The following is a 24,595-nucleotide window of genomic DNA, read 5'->3' as shown; positions in this document are numbered from 1 at the left end:
TGATAAGGTAGTTAAAGAGTACATATGTATATAGATAAGTCTATTTGCACAAAATTAAACAAATATAGTCACCCCCCTACTTTTAGGCACTTTTCTAAACACTTTATAGAAAAGCAAAGGTTGAGGAGGACAATAAATAATAAGAGAATAATATGGATCGCAGAGAGTTTTTAAAATACGCAGGATTAGTCTCAGCTTCTGCAGCAGTACCACTAGTCACACCAGAACTGGCATTTGGTGCGAATGGAGCCGGACAAAATAGGATCGTCGTTTTAGTCGAACTCAAAGGTGGCAACGATGGTTTTAATACACTGGTTCCTTACACTGACGAGTTGTATTACCAATATCGCCCCAGAATCGCCATCAAGCAAAGACAGGTTTTAACGCTAGATAAAGCAATGGGTCTGCACCCACGCATGAAAGCACTGATGCCTACCTGGAATGCTGGCGAAATGGCCTGGGTACAAGGCGTTGGCTATCCACATCCGGTGTTATCGCATTTCAGATCGATGGATATCTGGGACTCTGCCTCTAATGCGAATCAAGTCATTGAAGCGGGCTGGTTATCACGTGTGCTACCTAATTATAAAAAAGGTTTACACGGAATCGCACTAAATAAGGGACAAGCAAAGCTAGGGCCGTTATACGGCAGTCACCTAAACAGTGTTACCATGCAAAATCCCAAAACATTTTTAAGTCAGATTAAACACATCGAAGATGTGAAACCGAGCAATCTAACCCCCGCGATAGCACACGTCAGCCAAACACAACATCAGCTATTTGGCGTGGGTGAGCAGTTAGCCACTAAAATGGGAAATCGTCCTAAACAAACAGGCGTGAGTTTTTCCAAAGGGGTTTTCGGACACAGCCTTGAATCGGTCGCAGAAATGATTATCAGCGGCGTTGACTCACCTGTGTACAAAGTCACTCAAGACGGCTTTGATACACACTCAGGTCAACGTGGTGCTCAGGACAATGCCTTATATCAGGTAGCAAATGGACTTGCTTCATTTCGTCAGGCAATGTTAAAAGCAGGGCTATGGGATAACGTATTAGTGGTCACATACTCCGAATTTGGCCGTCGTGCTAAGGAAAATCGTGGCGGTGGGACGGATCATGGCACAGCTTCTGCGCAAATGATTTTAGGTGGAAAAGTGCGCGGCGGAATTTTTGGTACACATCCGAATATGGCGCAATTAGATGCAAACGGAAACGTGACGCATACGGCAGATTTTCGTGCAATATATGCGACGCTGGCACAACGCTGGTGGAATCAACCTAACCCCTGGAAAGGCGCTCCATTAATTCCATTTGTTTAGTTTAGTTTTGTTTTGTTGAGGTATATTAGGTAAAGGCTATTTTTGAAGAGTAGCTCGTTCTGACCAGCTCATGTGCTTTGTCAGCCACAGTTAGCTGATTAACACAGCCCTGAAAACCAAATGCGGCAACCACATTAAATCCGCGTTGCTGCATAGCCATATCCAGAATATCTTCTGCAGATAGGCTAAATCGACCTGCTCTTTCAATCAATTTGAATTCGATTTTTTCAGGAGTACCTGTATCTAAAGAAACGTCATCTAAAGGAACGTCTTGATCATTAATATCTAAACCATCAAAGGCACGATAAATCACTTCGGTACATACCAACTGATCTGAACGGAAAAAATCAAAATCAAAGTTATACCCTTTGCCTTCATGTCGACTAACGCGTTGTAACGCTTTTGCCATTTCAGCGTTGTCAATATTTGGTCGTAACACCACAAATTCATCAACTTGCAAGGTTTCACTCAAAGGGCGAAACAGCACACCATCTTTTTTAGCTTCTAAGGTACGGATTTCACCCATCCAGCGATTAGCAATATCATCATCAAGCACTATGCCCAATTGCTGACGCTGTGCTTCAGTACCTATATAAAGTGCAGCATGTGGCCAATAACCCGGTAAAAAGAGATTACTTGCGACAAAGTCATGTCGGGTAATAATCACATCGCCAGGCTGCATAATCGCTAAAGCCTGTTGCTGAATATCTGCGGTTACGCGCTTGTTGTGACTATCACCAATATCCGCAATGACACGTCCTGCTTTTTCTAATATGAAAAAGGTCGATAACTGTTTACTCACGGCAAAACGACGCGTTATTGCATGGCGTAAATACTGCATTCTCAGTTTAATAAATGCACGTTGACTAGGATGCAATGAAGTTTCTAATTCATTTAATTCTTGCACTATCGGCCCAATAAAATCATCGGATTTGAGTCTTTCAATATAGTTACGATTAGCATCGACAAAATTCATCATGTATTGCATTTTTATCGCATTATCTGCATCGCTCAATGATTGATAGATATTGGTGAATACCCGGTTTGAGATTCTATTTTGTGGCGAGCCTTCATTGATTTTTCGTTGTACCAATTTGTGTTTCGCCAACACATCAACCAATAATCTTGCCATACCTACAACCTGACAAGAAGAGGCATAACCCAATAAGAAATAGCGCCAGTCATCCTGCGTTTTAACATTGTAAGTATCATCCGAAAAATGCGCAGACATCTCGTTGATAAGTTCCCAAAAACCATTTCTAATGGTTAGATAACGAGAGACTAAAGACCATAAACTGTCATCTTCTTCTGGCAGAAAATAACCACGCGCAATCGCCGTATCGATAGTAACCTGTTCTGGCTGTTGTTTTTTGAATTCAGTTAATGCATCACTTAAAGAATTGTAAGCGCGCAAAGAATTGCTGAAAGGATGTTCAAACATAGGATTAATGCTAACCCTTAATGTGATTTATGACCATAAATAATGGATAGACCGCAATTAGATAAACAGTAATAAAATAAGGTCACCCCCCTACTTTCAGGCACTTTTTTACTGAATTGAGAATGCGACCTGTCAATCAAACTATCGATATAACTAATTGCGTTTGTTATTAGTTTACTTTTTCTTGCACGGATAATTATTCAGGAATGATTGGTAAACAACATCGCGAGCTAATTTAGCATTATCAACTATCGTATTATTCATAAGGTCTGCGACTACTTTTTCTACCGCTTCATTCAATTTGATCGGATCGTTCAAACAAAAGTCCGCATAATAAGTTGATTCGTATAATCTCAACTTACCGAGTCTGGTGCGCATCGCTCTTTCTGAAAATGTTTCTTCCTCTTTGCCTGTGACGATGTTTGATACAACTCGCTCATCAGTGGCCACAGCCCCATCGATAAACCCTTGAATGTAACGCACACAAAAAACAGCATCTATTCCTTTAGGATCTTTATCATAATGAGAACAATGTGATGCCAACTCCTGAGATGTTAATGCTTCAACAGCTTGAGCAGAACTCACAGAGAGTGATAAAGAAATAAGCAAGAGACATATCATTATCAGTTTCATCATAAAACTCCTAATATTTACGTTTTACAAGATACGTACGTTTTTATTATTGTAGAAATAACTTCAAAGTATATCCATTTTAAATCAGTGGAATTATTTGAAATATGAGTAATACACAATCTAGCACTATTGATTATCAGGATGTAAAAAAACTATAAGCAATCAGTAAAATTTGACAGTAATGTCCGCATTATCGGGTGCAAATAGTGACGTAAACAGATAGTCTATAGCTGTATGTGAATTTTTGTTTTGGGGATGATTTCTACTGCTAATAAATAATGATGTTTTGTCAGATTGCATTTCGCTTTAGGAATCAGTTTTTAAATTTTTGATATTTAAATTAATCCCGGCTTTTAGGGACTTTTATCTGATACCATTTTTAACAGGATAAAATGACTAAAATTCAACAAAGCAAAACAATGAATTCATTGCTATATTTAAACAAACAAGCAAACAGAAATATCTCTAAAATTATAGAAATAGAGAGATTCATACATTAAAGTACTTTTAAAAAGTACACATAATAACGATAGTTAAATTTTAAACTTGATGGAGACATTCAAATACAATGCCTTACCGTTATCTATTGATTATCGGACTTACACTATTTTGGTTGCTGCTCTCGGGGTATTGGACTAACCCGCTTATCCTGACTCTTGGCGCAGCCTCAGTGGCACTCGCAACCTGGATGGCGATGCGTATCGAAAAGAAGTATGCCTTCAATGAAAAAGGTATCGCAATCCTTTCTAAACAGCACACATTTTGGCCCTGGTTATTTGTTGAAATCGTAAAATCCAATATCTCTGTTTTAAAATGTATCTGGATGCCAAAAACACACCCTATTTCTCCACTTATACGCCAACTCAAAATGCAACCACAAACGCGTATTGCCAGAACCCTTTATGCAAATTCAATCACACTGACACCTGGCACTGTTTCTATTGAAGTGCGAAATGATGAGGTGCTTATCTATGCCTTATTAGAAGATGCTATGAAAGATTTAGAAGATGGTGAAATGGGCGAAAGAGTTTATAAGCTGGAGGTCAATAATTGATGTTTGCAGTAACCTGCCTGGCTATTTTAGTAGTTATGGGCATCGCACTCGCGCGCGCTTTTATTGGACCAACTATTTACGATCGTATCCTGGCGGTCAATATGTTTGGTACAAAGACGGTGCTATTTATTGCGGTATATGGCTTTTTGACCGAACGACCAGAATTTATGGATATCGCGCTGATATACGCTTTGATCAATTTTGTCGGGGTGATTGTGGTACTAAAGTTTGTTGAACGCTATCCACCCAATTCAGCCCACAGTGACGAGTAATCTACTATGAATTTTATCATTGATGCCCTGAGCTGGGGATGCCTTCTTTTGGGTAGCTTTCTAGGTATTAGCGGCGCAATCGGCATTTTTAGTTTTAAAGAATTTTACAGCCGTGTTCAAGCAGCCAGTGTCACCGACACACTGTGTGTATTCTTTATAATGTTAGGGCTGATCTTACAATCGGGTTTCAATCTGGTTTCAGTGAAACTAATCATTGCTGTAGGGTTACTGTGGTTAACTGGCCCTTTGGCAACCCATGCACTGGTTCGCTCTGCATACCTTACTGGTTTAAAACCTAAATTATCAATCACCCGCAAAGAATCAGCAAAGCGTGGTAAATCATGAGCAATATAAATCTGCTGATTGATGTCGTTTTGCTCACCATGTTGGTTTTGACAACGATCGCTATCGTTCGATTAGACAGCTTATTTGCGATTGTGATGCTAACGGGTGTTTTCTCGCTTCTCGCGGCGAATATTTTTGTCGTTTTAGATGCCGTTGACGTAGCCTTCACCGAAGCGGCAGTAGGTGCGGGTATTTCTACCGTTTTGATGTTAGCCACCATTGGTATAACCGGTTACGAGCAAAAACGGCGGCGAAAAATTAGCTGGATAGCCCCTTTGACGGTGGTAATGATTACCGGCGCAGTATTGGTCTACGGTACCTTAGACATGCCTGCTTTTACGGATCCAACAGCGCCAATACATCAGCATGTTGCACCGCGCTTTATCAATGAATCACCCACTGAAGTTGGCATTCCTAATATGGTTACATCAGTACTCGCCAGTTATCGTGGCTATGACACTATGGGTGAAGTAATAGTGGTTTTTGCTGCGTTAATCGGTGTGTTGTCGTTACTTGGTATCCGTCGTAATACTGAGGAATATGAATATTCTGAACCACCAGCGCGTCCTGTTTTACAAGTTATGTCTAAATTCCTGATTCCTTTTATTATCCTGTTTGCCTTATATGTGCAATTCCATGGGGACTTTGGACCCGGTGGCGGTTTCCAGGCAGGCGTGATCTTTGCGGTCGCTATCATTCTTTATGCATTGACGTTTAGTCAACAAGACGCCATGGATCTAGTTCCTCCAAAGTTACTAAAAATTCTTGCTTCGCTTGGGGTACTTATTTATGGCGGAACAGGAGTTGTTTCGATGCTCAAAGGAGGCAACTTCCTTGATTACAATGTATTAGCTCATGATCCGATACATGGTCAACATTACGGAATTCTGGTCATCGAATTCGGTGTAGGCCTCACTGTTGCCTGTGTGATGATGTTGATCTTTTTCGCGTTTATTAGCCGTGGAGATAAAAACCCATGATGACTTTAGAACTATATAACTACTGGGTAGTTATTTTCCTCATGATGGCAGGCTTTTATATGCTAATCGCCAGTAATCATCTAATAAGAAAAATTATCGGGTTGAATATCTTCCAAACCTCCGTATTCATGCTCTATATTTCACTGGGTAAAGTAGCAGGTGGCACTGCACCTATCGCAGCAGAAGGTATTGACACTTACTCTAACCCACTACCTCACGTGTTGATTCTTACAGCAATTGTAGTTGGCATTTCAACGACATCGCTAGCATTAGCTTTGGTAATCCGAATTAAAGAGTCCTACGACACCGTTAACGAAGATGAAATTCTCGAAATCGACCGTATTGCAGATGAAGAAGGGTCGTCAGCATGATCAATGAACACTTGCCTGCTCTTCAGGTCGTCGTTCCGCTACTCGCAGCACCTATATGCTTTATGATCTTCAACAACCGCTTATCCTGGTTGTTTGCGACATTGGTTAGCTGGTTAAGTTTTGCTATGGCCATCTTGCTGGTGATGGAAGTAAGAGATGGAACGGTCTTGCATTATGAGTTTGGAGGTTGGGCACCACCCTGGGGAATTGAATACAAAGTCGATATATTAAACAGCTACGTTCTGCTTATCGTCACTGCTATTGCGGCCGCTGTTTTTCCATATAGCTGGAAAAGTATTCAGAAGGAAATTCCAAAAAGCCATCATCGAATCTACTTAACGGCGATGTTACTATGTCTAGCAGGTCTTTTAGGCATGACCATTACCGGTGATGCGTTTAACCTGTTTGTGTTATTAGAAATATCTTCATTATCCAGTTATACCTTGATCAGTCTGGGTCGTGACCGACGTGCGCTAACAGCCTCATTCCAATACCTGATTATGGGAACAATTGGTGCGACCTTTATTTTGATAGGCATCGGTTTGTTATATGCACTAACGGGCACCTTGAATATGGCCGACCTGGCATCCCGAATTCCTGCACTCGAAGGTTCTCGCACCTTACAAGCGGCATTCGCATTCCTGATTCTTGGCTTTGGTCTGAAACTCGCCATGTTCCCGCTTCACTTGTGGCTTCCCAATGCCTATGCCTATGCTCCATCGGCAGTCTCGGCATTCATTGGTGCAACAGCTACCAAGGTTGCGATTTATGCATTACTTCGCTTCCTTTATACCATTTTTGGTTCAAGCTTTAGCTTTGATTATATGCAAGTCCAATGGTTGTTAATGCCATTAGCTATAGCCTCTATTTTGTTCGCTTCGATGGTGGCAATTTTTCAGGATGGGATTAAACGCTTACTGGCTTATTCATCAGTTGCACAAATCGGTTATATATTGCTGGGAATCTCTCTGGTAAATGTCACTGGTCTAACTGCCAGTCTGTTGCACATGTTTAATCATGCCTTGATGAAAGGTGGTTTATTCTTAGCCCTTGGCGCAATCGCTTACCGAGTGGGTAGCACACAAGTTAAAAGCATTGCTGGAATTGGGCAAGCGATGCCATATACCATGGCTGCATTTGTCGTCGGTGCTTTAAGCTTGATCGGTGTACCGTTAACTGTCGGCTTTATTTCCAAGTGGTATTTGATACTCGCTACCTTGGAAAAGGGTTATTGGCCACTAACAGTATTAATCATTATCTCTTCCTTGATGGCAGTCGTTTATACATGGCGCATTATTGAAACGGCTTATTTTCAGGAAAGACCTGCAGGTGCTGCACCTGTCACAGAAGCTCCAATGAGTTTATTGATTCCTACATGGATTGTTATTTTTGCCAACTTGTATTTTGGTATTAATTCATCGTTAAGTACTGACCTTGCATCTCGCGCCGCAATAATTCTATCTGGAGGAAGTCTCTTATGATGGGATTGATGCCTGTTGACTTAATTATACTTGCGTTATGCATTCCGCTATTCACAGCTGTAGGTATCTACCTCGCTGGCAATAGCCCGAATGTGCGTGAAGGTATCACCTTAGGCGGCTCCTTATTACTGTTTCTCACTATTGTCGCTTTAACACCCCATATACTGGATGGTGAGCGACCCTCTTTTGAATTGATTGAAATACTACCTGGCCTGAAATTAAGCTTTACGGTTGAACCACTGGGTATGATTTTTGCACTGGTTGCAGCCACACTTTGGCCGATTAATTCGCTGTACTCAATTGGTTATATGCGCAGTAATAATGAGCGTAAGCAAACACGCTTCTATATCTTTTTTGCTATCGCATTATCCTCAGTAATGGCAATCGCATTTGCTGGCAATTTATTGACCTTATTTGTCTTCTACGAAGTACTGACACTCTCAACCTATCCATTAGTGACTCACGCCGGCACTGAGAAAGCGCGTAATGCTGGTCGTGTATATCTGGGTATATTGATCAGCACCTCTATAGGTCTGTTACTACCAGCCATTATCTGGGTATGGTATCTCGCAGGTACTACAGATTTTACTGCAGGCGGCATCTTGACCGGCCACATCAGTGGCCCATTATTAACGGTACTTGCCGCACTATTTATTTTCGGTATCGGTAAAGCAGCTGTGATGCCAACACACCGCTGGTTACCTGCAGCTATGGTTGCACCTACGCCTGTTAGTGCCTTACTTCACGCAGTTGCGGTTGTAAAAGCAGGTGTATTCAGCGTGGTTAAAGTAGTTGCTTACATCTTCGGTTTAGATCTTCTGATAACCGCACCGGGTATCGAATGGTTACTCTATATTGCATGTTTTACTGTAGTCGCTGCTTCGATTATTGCATTACAACAAGATAACCTGAAAAAACGTCTCGCGTATTCAACTATAAGCCAACTATCTTATGTTGTCATGGGAGCGCTAATTCTTGCACCACTTTCGCTGATTGGCGCATCGCTGCATATTGCGGTTCACGCTTTTGGTAAAATCACCCTGTTTTTTGCAGCGGGTTCGATTTATACCGCCAGCAAAAAAACCAATATAAGCCAACTCAACGGCATTGGTCGACGCATGCCTTGGACAATGGCTGCTTTTAGTATCGGCGCATTGTCGATGATTGCCTTACCACCTGCAGCAGGCTTCTTATCAAAATGGTATTTACTACTAGGTGCAAGTCAGCAGCAACAATATATCGCTATGGCGGTGATTGTGATGTCGACGCTACTCAATGCAGCCTATTTTGTACCAATCATTTACGCGGCCTTCCTTAAGCCAGAAGATCCTGATCAATTAATTGAACACAAACGTGATCATAAAGAAGCACCACTACCGATGGTTATTGCTTTAACTATCACCGCCGCTGCAACTCTCTTAATATTCATATTCCCTGGACTTGCTTTAGAGCTTGCCCAAGCCGTTGGAGTACCCGTTTAATGAGCCAGAATCAAAAACCTAAAAAGCAAAAGCATTGGTTATATCGCGAAGAGAATCGACGAAAACTTTGGTTGATTCAATTCGGGATTCTATTTGTTGCTATTTTGCCTGAGTTTTTTATGCATCATCACGCTAGCTTTGAAGCTCAAGGTATTCACTTAGATGCCTCTCCTACTTTCTATGCCTGGTATGGTTTTCTAACCTGTGCGGCGATGGTGTTAGCGGCCAAGCTGCTTGGATATGTTCTTAAGCGTAAGGATGACTACTATGATGATGAGCAGCAAAGATGAGTAGCTTGATTCTTCCTCCCGGCTTAATACTCATTCTTGGTGGTTTACTACTGCCGTGGGTAGCCCCACGCTTTAAAAGCCTTATTGCGATTGGCTTTCCACTATTGACTCTAATGATGGTCTGGCTAGTTACCGCTGAAGACAGCATGACGCTGACCTTCCTGGAATATCAACTGGATATCCTACACCTGACTCCCGAAGGCCGTGTGTTCGCTACCGTATTCTCGATGATGGCAGGCATCGGCGCGCTTTACGCACTTAAACACGCTCGCACCCTAGAACTCAGTGCCGCCTTTGTTTACGCAGGCTCTGCGGTTGGTGTTACCTTCTGTGGTGATTTAATCAGTTTTTTCGTATTCTGGGAAATCATGGCAATCGGCTCAACATTGGTCATTTGGGCAAACTGTTATCAAAACGATCGGGCGTATGGCGCAAGCATGCGTTACTTGCTGGTACATTTGCTCGGTGGTGTGATTTTAATGATTGGAATCGCATTCCATGTCGCCAATACAGGCAGTATTGAATTCACTGCAATGAAAGCAGATAACCCAGCAACCATACTGATTATGATTGGCTTTCTGATCAATGCAGGTGCACCACCATTCTCTGCATGGATTGCGGACGCTTATCCTGAAGCAAGTGCCAGCGGTACGGTCTTCTTATCTGCGTTCACCACTAAAACAGCGGTGTTTGCTTTATTGATGGGCTTCCCCGGTGAAACCATACTTATCTACGTGGGTATGTATATGGTGTTCTACGGCATCATTTATGCACTACTCGAAAATGATATGCGTCGTATCCTGGCCTACAGTATCGTCAATCAGGTTGGCTTTATGGTGGTCGCTATTGGCATCGGTAGCGAACTCGCTTTAAATGGCGCAACCGCTCACGCCTTTGCTCATATCATTTATAAAGGCTTACTGCTGATGTCAGCTGGCAGTGTGCTGTTGATGACTGGAAAGCGCAAATGTACGGATCTTGGTGGGCTGTTTCAGACCATGCCCGTCACTGCCATCAACGGCATTATTGGTGCGCTCGCCATATCTGCCGTTCCACTGACTTCAGGCTTTGTCACAAAGTCATTAGAAACAAGTGCTGCCGCAGAAGCAGGCATGCCTTGGGTGTGGTTCATGTTAGTCGCAGCCTCTGCGGGTGTTTTCCTTCACGCCGGTATCAAATTCCCGTGGTTTGTATTCTTTCAGAAAGACTCTGGATTGCGCCCACCTGATCCACCGTGGAATATGCGCCTAGCGATGTGGATTATGTCATTCCTGTGTATTTTGATCGGTATCGTGCCTGCCATTATTTATGGCATATTGCCTTACACACTGGACTACGAACCATACACGGCAGATCACGTAGTTACTCAGTTGCAGTTACTGTTGTTTGCAGGTTTTGCATTCTTTGCTTTGTTAGCACTAATGAAACGAACACTGACTATTAGTCTCGATCTGGATTGGTTCTACCGCAAACTTATGTTTGGTGTAGTTGTCTGGATTAAAAATCACATTCCTCAGTTAATTGCCCCAGTAATGTTAGGCCTCAAGAATTTTGGTCAAAGAAAATTTGATCGCTTGTTTAAAGTACATGGTCCTCAAGGTATTCTTGCGCGTACCTGGCCGAGTGCCAGTATGGTGTTATGGGTTGCGGTATTATTAGCCGTGATGATGATTCTTCACTATATGAGGCCATCATAAGAAGAACGAGTGAATAGGTCACCCCCCTACTTTTAACCCTTTTTTCGCATTGAGAAAAGGTGTTCTTGTGTAATTTCTTTTATTTTAATCTTTTTGTTCCAGAAAAAGTCGGGGTTATTTTAGCTTAGTTTATAACTGTCTTAACTCGCGAGGCGATATAGGATTCTATGAGTGATTGATATATTTCAGAATCGTTACTCTGTATTGCCTTTTCATAGCGATGAATAAATTCGCGATCTACTTTTTTAGAAAATACGGTGTAAACGGGCAAAACCGGACCAGCCAATCTTAATATTTTAATCTTTTCTGTCTGATTCAATTTTTCAATTTCATATCGAATCGTACTTCTTGGAAGAAACACCGCATCCAGTCGTTTTGCCAATAATTTTTTAAGATTATTTATAGGTGCATTCATGCCACTTAAGGCATCGATATGAATGGTAGAGTGAACCAATAATGGAGATACATAACTATCTTGCAAAATACCCACTCGAAATCCACTTAAATCTGTTACAGATGATACTTTCTCGAGTGGAAATTCTGCAGTTACCGCTACAGACGGGATGAGTTCAAAAAAGGGTTTTAATGGAAATTGTAGTTTAGTAGCGCGATCAGTATTTTTGGCTAAAAATAATGCCGCATCCAATCTTCCATTTTCTAAATATTGCAGTAAGCGACTTAAGGGATAAGCCTCATATTCAAAATTATTCAATCCCATACGTTCAGCGATAATATTAAAATAATCAACGGCAGCACCGCTGGCCTTATGATTTTCATGAAAAATATGCGGTGGAATTTTATAGATTCCCACTCGAAAAGGGGACGCTTCCAAATCAACACTAGTAAAGACTGAAAGACAACTAAATACAGTCAGTAAGAAGGCAGATTTAAAAAAAAATGGAATGTTCATTTGTTTCTTGAGTCAGCTCTTGAATATGTTAGAAAGTTAGTAGAAGTAAAAGAAGCTGATGCTTAAAATATTACATATTATAATTAGCAAACTATTGACGCATGAACGAAGCTAACTATCAAGTTTTATCCTAAAAAATCTATTACCAACAATAAAGACAAGTTTATTATTTATCGGGTTTAATCTGCTTCCAGCTCTTATGTGCCTCTATTAAATTTAAGGCATCTTTTAATAAAGTCTTGCCTGGTTCCATATTAAACCAGGTAGAAAGACCCGATGGATGCGGCAAAGGGATACAATCTGCCTGCAATAAAGGCGTATCAATCACAAATTGTTGACCAACCACATCGCTGAGTTTTTTATGCGGTAAGTATTGTGAGATGGCCAATTTACCAATAGGAATAATCAATTTAGGTTGAAGGATCTTGTACTCTTCTTCTATCCAGCTTTTGCAGGTCGCGATTTCCTGTTTATCAGGCACCCGATCACCACTACCTTTTGGATTTTTACCGGGAAAGCATCGGCATACAGCAGCCATATAAACCTGCTTTCTGAATTCATCTTCTTCAACACCAATTGACGCAAACCATTTGAACAATGTCTTACCTGCGGTCCAGCCAAAAGGTTTACCGACTCGTCCCTCATGTATTCCCGGAGCTTGACCTACTGTCATTATGTTCGAGCAAACCGTGTTTCCTGTAATCACAGGTTGAATCATATTCTCGCAGCGCGAACAGTTTGATAGTTCTTGTTGATGCACTTCAAGTTGCTTTATATTTTGCTTTAAGAGTTCAGGGTTATTAGTCACTTTATTGCGTTTTCTTTGAAAAAAGCCTCTATAAGTAGGGGGGGTGTATTTGTGTTTAACGTTTATATGGGGTTAACTCGATATTTATAAACTTTAAAGTTTAAATCAAAAACCATACATCTAAGTTTCATAAGATTATCAGTTACACAGGTTAAGCACACAATGTTCAAACAAAACAAAATCAGTATCGCTGCAATAGTTCTTTTATTAAGTTCTTTTGTAATAAGCAGTTCTGCGTTCTCTGCGCCTGATATCGATCTTATCGAATTGAAGCATAAACCACCAGCACCTGATTTTGTATTACCGGATATGCAGAATAAGGCACACAGCCTTTCAGATTATCTGGGTAAACCGGTGATTGTGACATTCTGGGCGACGTGGTGTCCTCCGTGCATCAAAGAACTTCCATCCTTCAACCGAGCCTGGGCCAAGCTCAAAGATGAGGGTATTGTCGTGCTCGGCATCAATATTAATGAAGATATAGAGACTATTGAATCTTTTAAACTTCAGTATCCAATTGACTTTACCATCTTGCGAGATGAAGCCTCCGAGCAAATTGAAAACTGGAATATGACGGGGCTTCCGACGACTTTTATCGTCGATGCTGAAGGCCGTGTGGTTTATCAGGCGATGGGTGAACGGGAATGGGATAACGATAATATTATCAATAAGGTAAGAGCACTTAAAAGAAAAAACAAACAGATCAAGACGGCCAAAAGACCATCATAAACAGATTCGAATATGATCATAAATGTCTATTTAATAAATACTCACCCCCCTACTTTCAGGCACTTTTTAAGTGCCTTTTTGATGTCTTTTCATTGCAAAAATTTAATTAATTATCCTCATTATAAATTTACCAATAGTTAAAATTAAAATTAGTTTGTTGACAATTTCTACCAAAACACTAAATTACGGGCACGAAAAACGACATAACGAGCAACATTGTTAACAATGCCAATTCAACCTATCGTTACATTATCCGAGCGCCAGACGCTTTCCGAACAAGTTTATAATGATCTTAAGGAAGCGATTATCGCTGGTGATATAGCGCAAGGTGCGAAAATCACTGAAGACGAGTTAGCCAAGAAATATGGTATTAGTCGTGGTCCACTTCGTGAAGCATTACGTCGATTAGAAAGCATTCGTCTTCTTACCAAAATTCCACACGCAGGTATGCGCGTCATTACTCTCACTCCTGAAATGATCGAAGAGATCTATATAGTGCGTGAAGCACTCGAAGGGATGTCAGCCAGACTAGCAGCCGAACGTATGACGGATGAAGAAATAGAAGCACTACATCTTTTATTACACAGACACGCTAACAACATCGACAAGTCAGATGGAAAGCTTTATCTACAACGCGAAGGCGATCTAGACTTTCATTTTCGCATCGCACAAGCCAGTAACAACCAATGGTTGATGGATTTATTAAGTAGTGAGCTTTATCAACTATTAAGAATGTGCCGCCACCGCACCAGTCAGGCTCCTGCAAGACCTATCAAGGCACTTGCAGAGCATAAACAGATTGTTGAAGCGATTGCATCTCGCGATGCAGAACTCGCAGAAATGCTAATGCGCCGTCATATCAGCGGCGCATGGAAAACAGTAAAACAGTTATTAAATGAAGAGCTTTCAGAAGAAATAGTTGAAAGTGATCAAGACAATAAAACACGACATTGACTCTTAATTAAGCGTCAATAAACAGACTAATATCTATAAACAAATTTAAAGAAAGGTAAATTATCATGAGTATGGGCAAAAAATTTCGTCAAGCAGTTGATGACAACAATCCACTTCAGGTCGTTGGCGCAGTAAACGCGTATATGGCAATTATGGCAGAGAAAGTTGGTCATAAAGCAATCTACCTTTCTGGTGGTGGTGTAGCAGCATGTTCAATGGGTATTCCTGATCTTGGAATCACAACCATGAAAGATGTACTTGAAGATACTTACCGTATTACTGATGCATCTGAGTTACCACTTCTAGTCGATATCGATACTGGTTGGGGCGGATCTTTCAATATTGCACGTTGTGTACGTGAATTTACACGTGCTGGTGCTGGTGCAGTACATATTGAAGATCAGGTAATGCAGAAGCGCTGTGGACATCGTCCAAACAAAGCGATTATCAGCCAAGGTGAAATGGTTGACCGTGTTAAGTCTGCGGTTGATGCAAAAACAGATTCTGATTTTGTAATCATGGCGCGTACAGATGCACTAGCAGTTGAAGGCATGCAATCTGCAATTGATCGCGCTATCGCTTGTGTTGAAGCTGGCGCAGACATGATCTTCCCGGAAGCAATCAATACACTTGAGCAATACGAAGAATTTGTAAAAGCAGTAAATGTACCAGTATTAGCTAACATCACAGAATTTGGTGCAACTCCCCTATTTTCATCAGATGAATTAGCGTCAGTTGGCGTTAAATTACAGCTTTATCCTTTGAGTGCTTTCCGCGCGATGAGTAAAGCAGCACTTAATGTATACGAGCATATTAAAGAAGATGGTCATCAGAAAGAAGTCATAGATACGATGCAAACCCGCATGGAGCTCTACGATTATCTTGGATACCACGAATACGAACAAAAACTTGATCAATTATTCGCAAGTGAGGACAAGTAATGAGCGAAACGACTAAAACCGGATTCAAGCCGAAAAAATCAGTAGCGCTATCGGGAACAGCTGCAGGAAATACAGCGGTATGTACCGTCGGTGTTACAGGTAATGATTTACATTACCGTGGATACGATATTCTTGAATTCGCTGAACAAGCTGAGTTTGAAGAAATTGCTCATTTGATTATTCACGGCACATTACCTACCACATCTCAACTTAAGTCTTACAAAGCTAAGCTTAAAGGAATGCGAGGATTACCGGCTGCAGTTAAAACGATTTTAGAAAATATCCCACCATCAGCTCATCCAATGGATGTAATGCGTACTGCTTGTTCTGCAATGGGAACCTGCATGACAGAGAAAGAGAGTCATCCAGAAGCTGAAACACGCGAAGCCTTAGATCGTTTAATGGCGAGCTTTGGCTCAATGCTACTTTACTGGTACCACTACAGTCATAACGGCAAAAAGATCGATACTGAAACGGATGATGATTCAATCGGCGGACATTTTCTACACATGCTTCATGGTGAAAAGCCACCTGAAGAATGGGTTAAGGCGATGCACATTTCATTGACGCTTTATGCAGAACATGAATTCAATGCATCAACCTTTACTTCTCGTGTAATAGCAGGAACAGAATCAGATGTTCATTCTTGTATTACCGGTGCAATCGGCGCATTGCGTGGCCCTAAGCACGGTGGCGCTAACGAAGTAGCCTCTGATATTCAGAAGCGTTACAACAGCGCAGATGAGGCTGAAGCTGATATCCGCGAACGTATGGCGCGTAAAGAAATCATTATTGGTTTCGGACACCCTGTTTATACCGTTGCTGATCCGCGTAACGAGGTTATCAAACGCGTTGCCAAACAACTGTCTGAGTCTAACGGAAACTCTACAATGTTTGATGTTGCAGAGCGTATTGAAACAGTTATGTGGGACGAAAAGAAAATGTTCCCGAACCTGGATTGGTTCTCGGCGGTTTCTTATGAGCAGATGGGTGTACCAACAGCGATGTTCACACCTTTGTTTGTAATCGCACGAACCACTGGTTGGGGCGCGCATATTATCGAACAACGTCAGGATGGAAAGATCATCCGTCCATCAGCGAACTATGTTGGCCCAGAAAACATGGAGTTTGTACCGTTATCTGATCGCGGCTAAACACAGTATATCAAGCACAGTATGTATAGATTGCTTGTTGCATAGCTCAAGCAATCTAGATGTAACACATAAAAATTATCACGGGACATATTTAATGAACACAGAATACCGTAAACACCTTGAAGGCACCGACCTGGATTACTTTGATACGCGCGCAGCGGTCGAGGCAATAAAACCAGGATCATACGCAACACTTCCCTACACTTCTCGTGTATTGGCAGAGCAGTTAGTGCGTCGTTGTAATCCGGAAACACTAACAGACTCACTGAAGCAACTTATCGAAAACAAACAAGATCTGGATTTCCCGTGGTATCCGGCACGTGTTGTATGTCACGATATTCTTGGTCAAACAGCGTTAGTTGATCTGGCTGGTTTACGTGATGCAATTGCTGATCAAGGTGGCGATCCATCTAAAGTGAATCCTGTTGTTCCAACGCAGTTAATTGTTGACCATTCACTAGCTGTAGAAGCACCCGGTTTTGATCCTGAAGCATTTGAGAAAAATCGTGCCATTGAAGATCGCCGTAATAAGGATCGTTTTGATTTTATCGAATGGTGTAAAACCTCTTTCCAAGATGTCGATGTGATACCAGCGGGTAACGGCATCATGCATCAGATCAATCTGGAGAAAATGTCTCCTGTGATTCAAGCCCGCGGTGGTATTGCATTCCCTGATACTTGTGTTGGTACTGATTCACATACACCACACGTTGATGCGCTAGGTGTAATGGCAATCGGTGTAGGTGGCTTGGAAGCAGAAACAGTTATGTTAGGTCTTCCTTCAATGATGCGTCTTCCTAATATTATTGGTGTAGAGCTAACTGGTAAACGTCAGGAAGGCATCACTGCTACTGACATAGTTCTAGCAATCACTGAATTCCTACGTAATGAGAAAGTAGTTTCTTCTTACCTTGAATTCTTTGGTGAAGGTACTAAGAGTTTAACCATTGGCGATCGTGCAACGATCTCAAATATGACACCTGAATACGGTGCATCAGCGGGCTTATTCTACATCGATGAGCAAACCATTGATTACTTAAAGCTAACAGGTCGTGAGCCTGAGCAAGTCGCATTAGTTGAACAATACGCAAAAGAAACAGGTCTATGGGCTGATGATCTTAAAGACGTTAAATACGGACGAGTACTTACGTTTGATTTATCGTCTGTAGAACGTAACTTGGCTGGACCTTCAAACCCACATCGTCGTTTAGCCACTGCTGATCTAGCATCTAGTGGTATCGCTAAAGATATGGACAAAGTACTGGAAGAAGAAGCCGAAGGCAAAATGCCTGATGGTGCAGTAATCATTGCTGCAATTACTTCATGTACTAATACTTCAAATCCACGTAATGTGGTTGCGGCAGGACTTATTGCACGTAATGCCAACAAGCTTGGTTTACTGCGTAAGCCTTGGGTTAAAACGTCCTTTGCACCGGGTTCTAAAGTAGCAGAGCTTTATTTAAAAGATGCCGGTTTACTCACAGAGCTTGAAAAATTAGGTTTTGGTATCGTGGGATTTGCCTGTACTACCTGTAATGGTATGTCAGGTGCACTCGACCCTGTTATCCAAAAAGAAATTGTTGATCGTGACCTTTACGCTACTGCCGTTTTATCTGGTAACCGTAACTTTGATGGTCGTATTCATCCATATGCAAAACAGGCATTCCTTGCGTCACCGCCATTAGTTGTAGCTTATGCAATTGCCGGCACCATCCGTTTTGATATCGAAAAAGATGTATTAGGAAAAGACCAGAACGGTAACCCAATTACATTAAAAGATATCTGGCCTTCAGATGAAGAGATCGATGCAATCGTAGCATCTAGTGTTAAGCCTGAAATGTTCCATCAAATCTATAACCCAATGTTTAACTTAGGTGTGATAGAAGAAGCACAAAGCCCATTATACGATTGGGATGAAAAGAGCACATACATCCGTCGACCTCCTTATTGGGAAGGTGCATTAGCAGGCGAGCGTACGATGAAAGGTATGCGCCCTCTTGCGGTTCTTGGCGACAATATCACCACGGATCACTTATCACCTTCAAACGCGATTATGCTTGAAAGTGCTGCGGGTGCTTATCTGCACAAGATGGGATTACCTGAAGAAGACTTTAACTCTTATGCAACACATCGTGGTGATCATTTAACCGCACAACGCGCGACCTTTGCGAATCCTAAATTGTTGAATGAAATGTGTTTAGACGACAATGGTGAAATCAAGCAAGGATCACTCGCACGTGTTGAGCCAGAAGGCGAAGAAATGCGTATGTGGGAAGCGATCGAAACCTATATGGATCGTGCACAACCATTAATCATTATAGCGGGTGCTGATTACGGTCAGGGATCATCTCGTGACTGGGCAGCGAAAGGAGTTCGTCTTGCCGGTGTTGAAACGATTGTTGCAGAAGGTTTCGAGCGTATTCACCGTACCAATCTAGTTGGCATGGGTGTATTACCTCTTGAGTTTATCAATGGTGAAACCCGCAAAACTTACAATATCGATGGTACGGAAACGTTCGATGTAGAAGGTGAAATTGCACCTGGTTCTCAACTCACTGTAAAAATGACAAGAAAGAATGGCGAAGAAGTAAATATCCCAGTGAAATGTCGCCTCGATACTGCTGAAGAAGTACATGTCTATGAAGCAGGTGGCGTATTACAACGTTTTGCTCAAGATTTTCTTGAATCAACAGCGGCTTAAGGAGCAATAGAATGGCATTTGCACCACAGATAAAAATCCCCGCTACCTATATGCGCGGCGGCACCAGTAAAGGCACTTTCTTTAATCTGGAAGACCTACCTGAAAAATGTAAGGTAGCTGGTAAAGCTCGCGATGCGATGCTGCTTCGTGTTATCGGTAGCCCAGATCCATACGGCAAACAAACCGATGGCATGGGTGGTGCAACGTCTAGTACCAGTAAAACGGTAATTCTGGCGAAAAGTACAAAAGCTGATCACGATGTTGATTACCTTTTCGGACAAGTTTCAATCGACAAACCTTTTGTCGATTGGAGTGGCAACTGTGGAAACCTGACTGCTGCTGTTGGCTCTTTTGCCATCAGTAACGGCATGGTTGATGCTGATCGCATTCCTGAAAATGGTATCGCTACCGTTAGAGTTTGGCAGGCGAATATCGAGAAAACGATTACCGCTCAAGTCCCTATCACCAATGGTGAAGTACAGGAAACCGGAGATTTTGAACTGGACGGTGTGACTTTTCCTGCGGCTGAAGTTCAAGTTGAATTCATGAACCCTGTGGATGCATCAGAAGCAATGTTCCCAACGGGTAATCTGGTTGATGATTTGGAAGTGCCTGGTATAGGGACTTTCAAGGCAACCATGATTAATGCAGGTATTCCAACGATTTTTTTGAACGCTGAAGATATCAATTTCAATGGCACGAGCTACAACGGTACTGAATTACAAACAGATATCAATAGTGACGAAAAAGCACTAGAAATGTTCGAGACCATTCGTGCTTACGGTGCGATCAAAATGGGTTTGATTGAATCCATTGAAGAAGCGGCAACTCGCCAACATACACCTAAAGTCGCTTTTGTGGGTAAACCACAAAGCTATACCTCATCCAGTGGCAAAGAAATTAAAGCTGATGATATCGATTTGAATGTGCGTGCCTTATCGATGGGTTTATTACACCACGCGATGATGGGAACCGCTGCTGTTGCCATCGGAACGGCTGCAACCATACCAGACACTTTAGTTAACTTAGCGGCGGGTGGCGGTGATCGTGACTCTGTTACTTTCGGGCATCCTTCAGGCACCTTGAAAGTAGGCGCTGAAGCCCTTCAGAATGATGGAGAATGGACAGTTAATAAGGTAGTTATGAGCCGCAGTGCACGTGTATTAATGGAAGGTGCTGTGAGAATTCCGGGTGACGTTCTTGATAATATTCCAGTTGATGATATGGAGAATACTTAATGAATGTCAGTGATGCATTAAAACAGAGAAAATCTGTTCGCGCTTATATGGATAAGCCCGTCGAAGATGAAAAGATCCAGGCGATTCTTGAATCTGCCAGACATGCTCCCTCAGGTACAAATACTCAGCCTTGGCAAGTTGCCGTAGTTACGGGCAATTCTAAATTATCACTGCAAGATAAAATCGAAACAGCTTTCAGAGGTGGAGATCGCGGCAAAGCTGATTACGATTACTACCCTACTGAGTGGGTTTCACCTTTCAAAGATCGTCGTAAAGAATGTGGTCTTTTGATGTATTCAACATTAGGCATTACCCGCGAAGATACAGATCGTCAAATGGATCAATGGGCTGCTAACTACCGATCATTTGATGCGCCAGTCATGCTGTTATTCTTTATGGATAAGATCATGGAACGTGGCTCATATATGGATTATGGCATGTTCCTGCAATCCATCATGCTAGCAGCTGAAGAACAGGGATTAGGTACTTGTCCGCAAGCGTCCTTAGGTGATTACCCGCACATCATTAAACCAGAACTTGGTTACGATGACGACACCGTTTTACTCTGTGGAATTGCACTTGGTTATGAAGATAAAGAAGCTTTAGTAAACAGTTATCGTACTTCAAGATTAGAAGTAAACGAGTTTACAAAATTCTATAAATAACAATTAGATAGCGTTTAAAACTGTTTAGATCAACTAATACAAATAGAAATATGATAGTAAATTAAGAAAAGTCACCCCCCTACTTTTAGCCTGTTTTTTTTGCTTTAGTCTGGGTGGTATAAATAGTTCAACATAGGAGATTAATGTGAGTTACCGACAAGAATTTGATGCTGCAAAAAATGACCCGGAAGGTTTCTGGAAAGAAAAATCAGAAGCTTTGGAATGGTTTAAACCACCGCAGAATATTTTAACGCAGGACAATGATGGGATTCACCACTGGTTTGCAGATGGTGAAATGAACACCGCTCACATGGCACTTGATTATCATGTTAATAATGGCCGCGCTGACCAGGCGGCGTTGATCTATGATTCACCAGTTACTGATACGAAGAAAGTTTATACCTACCGTGAATTACGCGATGAAGTAGCGCTTGCTGCTGGTATGTTAAAAGACCTAGGTGTAGAAAAAGGTGATCGTGTCATCGTCTATATGCCGATGATTGCAGAAGCCGCAATTGCTATGTTGGCATGTGCCCGTATTGGTGCAATTCACTCAGTAGTATTTGGTGGTTTTGCTGCACCTGAATTGGCTGTACGTATCGACGATGCCAAACCAAAAGTTATTCTAAGCGCCTCTTGTGGTATAGAAATCAAACGTGTTATCGAATACAAGCCACTAATTGACAATGCGATCAAAATTTCTGAACACACACCACAAAACGTCGTTGTATTCCAGAGACCAGAAGCGACTGCTGACCTTTCTCAGGAAGGTGATGTTGATTGGTCAGAAGCGATCAGTAAAGCACAACCAGCAGAATGTACGCCTGTTAAAGGTTCTGACTTACTTTATATTCTTTACACTTCGGGTACTACGGGTAAACCAAAAGGTGTGGTTCGTGAAAATGGCGGCCATGCGGTTGCTTTAAAATACAGCATGAAAGCGGTTTATGATATTGATCCCGGTGATGTGTTCTGGGCAGCATCAGATGTTGGCTGGGTTGTTGGACATTCATACATCGTCTACGCACCGCTTCTACACGGTTGTACTACTGTTCTTTATGAAGGTAAGCCAATCATGACCCCAGATGCAGGCGCATTCTGGAGAGTGATTAGCGAATACAAAGTCAAAGGTTTGTTTACCGCTCCTACTGCTTACAGAGCCATCAAAAAAGAAGATCCTGAAGCAGATTTAGCAAAAAAATACGATATATCTTGTTTAGAAGCACTCTATTCTGCGGGTGAGCGACTAGACCCTGCCACATTTGATTGGCTCGACGAAAAATTTGGTTTGCCAATTGTTGATAACTGGTGGCAGACAGAAACAGGCTGGGCGATAGCTTCAAACATGACAGGTATCGAAAAAATGCCAGTTAAGCCAGGTTCTGCAACCGTTCCTTGTACGGGTTTCAATGTCCAAATTTTGGATGAAAACGGCAAAGAATTAGGTCCAAACGAACAAGGTAATATCGCTATTAAACTACCGATGCCTCCGAGTTGTTTAACCTCTGTCTGGGGTGACTTAGATCGTTTCAAAGCGAGTTATCTTGAAACGTACCCTGGTTACTACGTAAGTGGCGATGGTGGTTATATCGATGATGAAGGTTATTTATTCGTAATGGGACGTGTTGATGATGTTATCAACGTCGCTGGTCATCGTCTCTCAACCGGTGAAATGGAAGAGATTATCGGCAAACACCCAGCCATTGCAGAATGTGCGGTTATTGGCCGAGACGATGCTTTAAAAGGTCAGATGCCAACCGGTTTCGTCGTGCTTAAAAATGGCATTACCATGTCTGATGAAGATATCACCAAAGAATTAATTACTTTAGTTCGCCAGGAGATTGGTGCTGTGGCATCATTCAAAGAAGTACATGTTGTGCCACGTTTACCGAAAACTCGCTCTGGTAAAATTCTTAGAAAAACCATGCGTCAAATCTTCAATGGTGAAGAATATATTATTCCTTCAACCATCGATGATCCTGATTCACTGAGCGAAATTCAAGAACTAAAAGGATAATTAACAAGAATGAAAGCTACGTTTCAAGATCTAGGGAATGGAATCACAGTTGTTGACGCCGAATACACACAACCAGGTATCGCTGCTCTTTATTTAATCGAAGAAGATGGTGATGTGGCGATTGTCGAGACGGGTACTAATGACAGTATTCCGTATATTCTTGAAGTTCTTGAATCGAAGCAACTCAGTTTTGATGATGTGAAATACATCATTCCTACGCATGTTCATCTGGACCACGCCGGTGGTGCAGGTGAACTCATGCTGAAATGTCCTAATGCTAAATTGGTCATTCATCCTTATGGCGCGGCTCACATGATTGACCCAAGCCGTTTAATTGCAGGTGCATCAGCGGTATACGGTGAAGAAGCCTTTAAAAAGCTCTACGGTACGATTCAACCTGTCGATGAAGATCGAGTCATCGAAGCACCCGATCTATTTACTCTCGACATGAATGGTCGTGTTTTAGAATTTCTGGATACACCGGGCCACGCCAATCATCACTTTAGTATTTACGATAAAAAGAGCGATGGTATTTTCACCGGAGATACCTTTGGCTTATCCTATCCGCAACTAACCACCGCAGAAGGTCGATTCATTTTCTGTACGACTACGCCTGTGCAGTTTAATCCTGATGCATTACTAGCAAGTATCGATAAGATTTTAGCGAAAAACCCTGAGAAGATTTATCTCACACACTTTGGTGAAATCAAACCAACAGAGAAAGTCATCGAGCAACTCAAGGCGAGTGTGAATGCTTTTGTAGAGATTTCAGAAGCTGCCAAAGATATGACTGAAAATCGTATCGAACATATTGATCAGAAAATCAGAGAGTATTTACTCAAAGTCTTAGCGGATATGGGCTGTGAACAGGACGTAGATTTTCAAAACAAAGTTATTAAATTTGATAGTTTGTTAAATTCGCAAGGTCTGGATTTCTGGCTAACAAAGCTAGCAAGAAAAGCAGCGTAAAAGCTGATTTTGCTTTATTACTTAACATTTAAAAGTAAAAATCCACGTTCTAAGAACGTGGTTTTGTATTCGCCCTAGAAGGGCGTATGAAGACTAGCCCTCTTAGAAGGCTAGTCAGAGTTATCGCACTTCGCTTTAAATGATT

23 protein-coding genes are annotated in these 24,595 nt (G+C 41.8%); 19 read left to right on the top strand and 4 right to left on the bottom strand.

All coding sequences use genetic code 11. The annotated features are described in order from the left end of the window. The first annotated feature begins 152 nt into the window (after nt 1-152). Complete coding sequence (locus tag Q1A31_RS13795) at nt 153-1,319, top strand: DUF1501 domain-containing protein (protein ID WP_299877728.1); 1,167 nt, start codon at nt 153-155, stop codon at nt 1,317-1,319. Between the two features lie 25 nt (nt 1,320-1,344). Here the strand turns inward: Q1A31_RS13795 and Q1A31_RS13790 are convergent, their stop codons facing one another. Next, complete coding sequence (locus Q1A31_RS13790) at nt 1,345-2,760, bottom strand: YiiX/YebB-like N1pC/P60 family cysteine hydrolase (protein ID WP_299877725.1); 1,416 nt, start codon at nt 2,758-2,760, stop codon at nt 1,345-1,347. A gap of 174 nt (nt 2,761-2,934) precedes the next feature. After that, nucleotides 2,935-3,369: a Rap1a/Tai family immunity protein gene (locus tag Q1A31_RS13785; protein WP_299877722.1), complete on the bottom strand. Its 435-nt coding sequence runs from the start codon at nt 3,367-3,369 to the stop codon at nt 2,935-2,937. 592 nt (nt 3,370-3,961) lie between these two features. On the opposite strand from Q1A31_RS13785, the gene Q1A31_RS13780 reads away from it, so the two are divergent. Genes Q1A31_RS13780 through Q1A31_RS13740 form a run of 9 tightly spaced genes read left to right on the top strand, consistent with a single transcriptional unit; the run spans nt 3,962 to nt 11,364 of the window. Next, nucleotides 3,962-4,447 (top strand): Na+/H+ antiporter subunit E, encoded by a 486-nt coding sequence (locus tag Q1A31_RS13780; RefSeq protein ID WP_299877719.1) that lies wholly within the window; start codon nt 3,962-3,964, stop codon nt 4,445-4,447. Between the two features lie 35 nt (nt 4,448-4,482). Continuing rightward, the gene (locus tag Q1A31_RS13775; protein ID WP_299877716.1) at nt 4,483-4,719 is read left to right on the top strand and encodes a monovalent cation/H+ antiporter complex subunit F; all 237 of its coding nucleotides are present in this window, start codon (nt 4,483-4,485) and stop codon (nt 4,717-4,719) included. A 6-nt stretch (nt 4,720-4,725) separates the two neighbouring features. Further along, the gene (mnhG, locus tag Q1A31_RS13770) at nt 4,726-5,064 is read left to right on the top strand and encodes a monovalent cation/H(+) antiporter subunit G (protein ID WP_299877713.1); all 339 of its coding nucleotides are present in this window, start codon (nt 4,726-4,728) and stop codon (nt 5,062-5,064) included. Next, on the top strand, nt 5,061-6,044 hold the full coding sequence (locus Q1A31_RS13765) for a Na(+)/H(+) antiporter subunit B (RefSeq protein ID WP_299877710.1): 984 nt from the start codon (nt 5,061-5,063) through the stop codon (nt 6,042-6,044). Before mnhG ends, Q1A31_RS13765 begins: the two co-directional genes overlap by 4 nt. Next, nucleotides 6,041-6,415, top strand: a complete 375-nt coding sequence (locus Q1A31_RS13760; protein ID WP_299877707.1) for a cation:proton antiporter subunit C — start codon at nt 6,041-6,043, stop codon at nt 6,413-6,415. Before Q1A31_RS13765 ends, Q1A31_RS13760 begins: the two co-directional genes overlap by 4 nt. Then, nucleotides 6,412-7,896 (top strand): monovalent cation/H+ antiporter subunit D family protein, encoded by a 1,485-nt coding sequence (locus Q1A31_RS13755; protein WP_299877705.1) that lies wholly within the window; start codon nt 6,412-6,414, stop codon nt 7,894-7,896. The genes Q1A31_RS13760 and Q1A31_RS13755 overlap by 4 nt, the downstream gene beginning before the upstream one ends. Beyond that, nucleotides 7,893-9,377, top strand: coding sequence for a monovalent cation/H+ antiporter subunit D family protein (locus Q1A31_RS13750; RefSeq protein WP_299877703.1), 1,485 nt, complete (start codon nt 7,893-7,895; stop codon nt 9,375-9,377). The genes Q1A31_RS13755 and Q1A31_RS13750 overlap by 4 nt, the downstream gene beginning before the upstream one ends. After that, on the top strand, nt 9,377-9,667 hold the full coding sequence (locus Q1A31_RS13745; RefSeq protein ID WP_299877701.1) for a hypothetical protein: 291 nt from the start codon (nt 9,377-9,379) through the stop codon (nt 9,665-9,667). The genes Q1A31_RS13750 and Q1A31_RS13745 overlap by 1 nt, the downstream gene beginning before the upstream one ends. Beyond that, the gene (locus Q1A31_RS13740; protein ID WP_299877699.1) at nt 9,664-11,364 is read left to right on the top strand and encodes a Na(+)/H(+) antiporter subunit D; all 1,701 of its coding nucleotides are present in this window, start codon (nt 9,664-9,666) and stop codon (nt 11,362-11,364) included. Before Q1A31_RS13745 ends, Q1A31_RS13740 begins: the two co-directional genes overlap by 4 nt. Nucleotides 11,365-11,488: 124 nt before the next feature. Here Q1A31_RS13740 and Q1A31_RS13735 read toward each other — a convergent pair whose 3' ends face one another. Then, complete coding sequence (locus Q1A31_RS13735; RefSeq protein WP_299877696.1) at nt 11,489-12,274, bottom strand: ABC transporter substrate-binding protein; 786 nt, start codon at nt 12,272-12,274, stop codon at nt 11,489-11,491. 166 nt (nt 12,275-12,440) lie between these two features. Further along, nucleotides 12,441-13,082, bottom strand: coding sequence for a uracil-DNA glycosylase family protein (locus tag Q1A31_RS13730; RefSeq protein WP_299877694.1), 642 nt, complete (start codon nt 13,080-13,082; stop codon nt 12,441-12,443). Between the two features lie 162 nt (nt 13,083-13,244). On the opposite strand from Q1A31_RS13730, the gene Q1A31_RS13725 reads away from it, so the two are divergent. The 9 genes from Q1A31_RS13725 to Q1A31_RS13685 all read left to right on the top strand — a co-directional run bounded on the left by Q1A31_RS13725 (nt 13,245) and on the right by Q1A31_RS13685 (nt 24,450). Continuing rightward, the gene (locus Q1A31_RS13725) at nt 13,245-13,811 is read left to right on the top strand and encodes a peroxiredoxin (protein WP_299877691.1); all 567 of its coding nucleotides are present in this window, start codon (nt 13,245-13,247) and stop codon (nt 13,809-13,811) included. 225 nt (nt 13,812-14,036) lie between these two features. Then, on the top strand, nt 14,037-14,765 hold the full coding sequence (locus Q1A31_RS13720) for a GntR family transcriptional regulator (RefSeq protein WP_299877688.1): 729 nt from the start codon (nt 14,037-14,039) through the stop codon (nt 14,763-14,765). 65 nt (nt 14,766-14,830) lie between these two features. Beyond that, entirely contained in the window at nt 14,831-15,706 is an 876-nt protein-coding gene (prpB, locus tag Q1A31_RS13715) for a methylisocitrate lyase (RefSeq protein ID WP_299877685.1), read from the top strand. Next, nucleotides 15,706-16,860 carry a 2-methylcitrate synthase gene (gene prpC / locus Q1A31_RS13710; RefSeq protein ID WP_299877680.1) on the top strand — a complete coding sequence of 385 codons (1,155 nt, stop codon included), beginning with the start codon at nt 15,706-15,708 and terminating at the stop codon, nt 16,858-16,860. The genes prpB and prpC overlap by 1 nt, the downstream gene beginning before the upstream one ends. 94 nt (nt 16,861-16,954) lie before the next feature. After that, nucleotides 16,955-19,561: a Fe/S-dependent 2-methylisocitrate dehydratase AcnD gene (acnD, locus tag Q1A31_RS13705; RefSeq protein WP_299877677.1), complete on the top strand. Its 2,607-nt coding sequence runs from the start codon at nt 16,955-16,957 to the stop codon at nt 19,559-19,561. A gap of 11 nt (nt 19,562-19,572) precedes the next feature. Beyond that, nucleotides 19,573-20,799, top strand: coding sequence for a 2-methylaconitate cis-trans isomerase PrpF (gene prpF, locus Q1A31_RS13700; protein WP_299877674.1), 1,227 nt, complete (start codon nt 19,573-19,575; stop codon nt 20,797-20,799). After that, nucleotides 20,799-21,464, top strand: a complete 666-nt coding sequence (locus Q1A31_RS13695) for a nitroreductase (RefSeq protein WP_299877671.1) — start codon at nt 20,799-20,801, stop codon at nt 21,462-21,464. The genes prpF and Q1A31_RS13695 overlap by 1 nt, the downstream gene beginning before the upstream one ends. A 145-nt stretch (nt 21,465-21,609) precedes the next feature. After that, complete coding sequence (locus Q1A31_RS13690; RefSeq protein ID WP_299877668.1) at nt 21,610-23,481, top strand: propionyl-CoA synthetase; 1,872 nt, start codon at nt 21,610-21,612, stop codon at nt 23,479-23,481. Between the two features lie 9 nt (nt 23,482-23,490). Beyond that, on the top strand, nt 23,491-24,450 hold the full coding sequence (locus tag Q1A31_RS13685; RefSeq protein WP_299877665.1) for an MBL fold metallo-hydrolase: 960 nt from the start codon (nt 23,491-23,493) through the stop codon (nt 24,448-24,450). The last annotated feature ends 145 nt before the right edge of the window (nt 24,451-24,595 follow it).

It is taken from the genome of uncultured Cocleimonas sp., assembly GCF_947495625.1.
Taxonomy (GTDB): Bacteria; Pseudomonadota; Gammaproteobacteria; order Thiotrichales; family Thiotrichaceae; genus Cocleimonas.
The sequence above is the reverse complement of the archived record's forward strand: the minus strand, read 5'-3'. Positions and strand labels throughout refer to the sequence as shown.

Bases quoted from the DNA above. Each gene is read 5' to 3' on its own strand.
- Q1A31_RS13795 (WP_299877728.1), top strand. From the start codon at position 153: ATGGATCGCAGAGAGTTTTTAAAATACGCAGGATTAGTCTCAGCTTCT.
- Q1A31_RS13790 (WP_299877725.1), bottom strand. From the start codon at position 2,760: ATGTTTGAACATCCTTTCAGCAATTCTTTGCGCGCTTACAATTCTTTA.
- Q1A31_RS13780 (WP_299877719.1), top strand. From the start codon at position 3,962: ATGCCTTACCGTTATCTATTGATTATCGGACTTACACTATTTTGGTTG.
- Q1A31_RS13775 (WP_299877716.1), top strand. From the start codon at position 4,483: ATGGGCATCGCACTCGCGCGCGCTTTTATTGGACCAACTATTTACGAT.
- mnhG (WP_299877713.1), top strand. From the start codon at position 4,726: ATGAATTTTATCATTGATGCCCTGAGCTGGGGATGCCTTCTTTTGGGT.
- Q1A31_RS13765 (WP_299877710.1), top strand. From the start codon at position 5,061: ATGAGCAATATAAATCTGCTGATTGATGTCGTTTTGCTCACCATGTTG.
- Q1A31_RS13760 (WP_299877707.1), top strand. From the start codon at position 6,041: ATGATGACTTTAGAACTATATAACTACTGGGTAGTTATTTTCCTCATG.
- Q1A31_RS13755 (WP_299877705.1), top strand. From the start codon at position 6,412: ATGATCAATGAACACTTGCCTGCTCTTCAGGTCGTCGTTCCGCTACTC.
- Q1A31_RS13750 (WP_299877703.1), top strand. From the start codon at position 7,893: ATGATGGGATTGATGCCTGTTGACTTAATTATACTTGCGTTATGCATT.
- Q1A31_RS13745 (WP_299877701.1), top strand. From the start codon at position 9,377: ATGAGCCAGAATCAAAAACCTAAAAAGCAAAAGCATTGGTTATATCGC.
- Q1A31_RS13740 (WP_299877699.1), top strand. From the start codon at position 9,664: ATGAGTAGCTTGATTCTTCCTCCCGGCTTAATACTCATTCTTGGTGGT.
- Q1A31_RS13735 (WP_299877696.1), bottom strand. From the start codon at position 12,274: ATGAACATTCCATTTTTTTTTAAATCTGCCTTCTTACTGACTGTATTT.
- Q1A31_RS13725 (WP_299877691.1), top strand. From the start codon at position 13,245: ATGTTCAAACAAAACAAAATCAGTATCGCTGCAATAGTTCTTTTATTA.
- Q1A31_RS13720 (WP_299877688.1), top strand. From the start codon at position 14,037: ATGCCAATTCAACCTATCGTTACATTATCCGAGCGCCAGACGCTTTCC.
- prpB (WP_299877685.1), top strand. From the start codon at position 14,831: ATGAGTATGGGCAAAAAATTTCGTCAAGCAGTTGATGACAACAATCCA.
- prpC (WP_299877680.1), top strand. From the start codon at position 15,706: ATGAGCGAAACGACTAAAACCGGATTCAAGCCGAAAAAATCAGTAGCG.
- acnD (WP_299877677.1), top strand. From the start codon at position 16,955: ATGAACACAGAATACCGTAAACACCTTGAAGGCACCGACCTGGATTAC.
- prpF (WP_299877674.1), top strand. From the start codon at position 19,573: ATGGCATTTGCACCACAGATAAAAATCCCCGCTACCTATATGCGCGGC.
- Q1A31_RS13695 (WP_299877671.1), top strand. From the start codon at position 20,799: ATGAATGTCAGTGATGCATTAAAACAGAGAAAATCTGTTCGCGCTTAT.
- Q1A31_RS13685 (WP_299877665.1), top strand. From the start codon at position 23,491: ATGAAAGCTACGTTTCAAGATCTAGGGAATGGAATCACAGTTGTTGAC.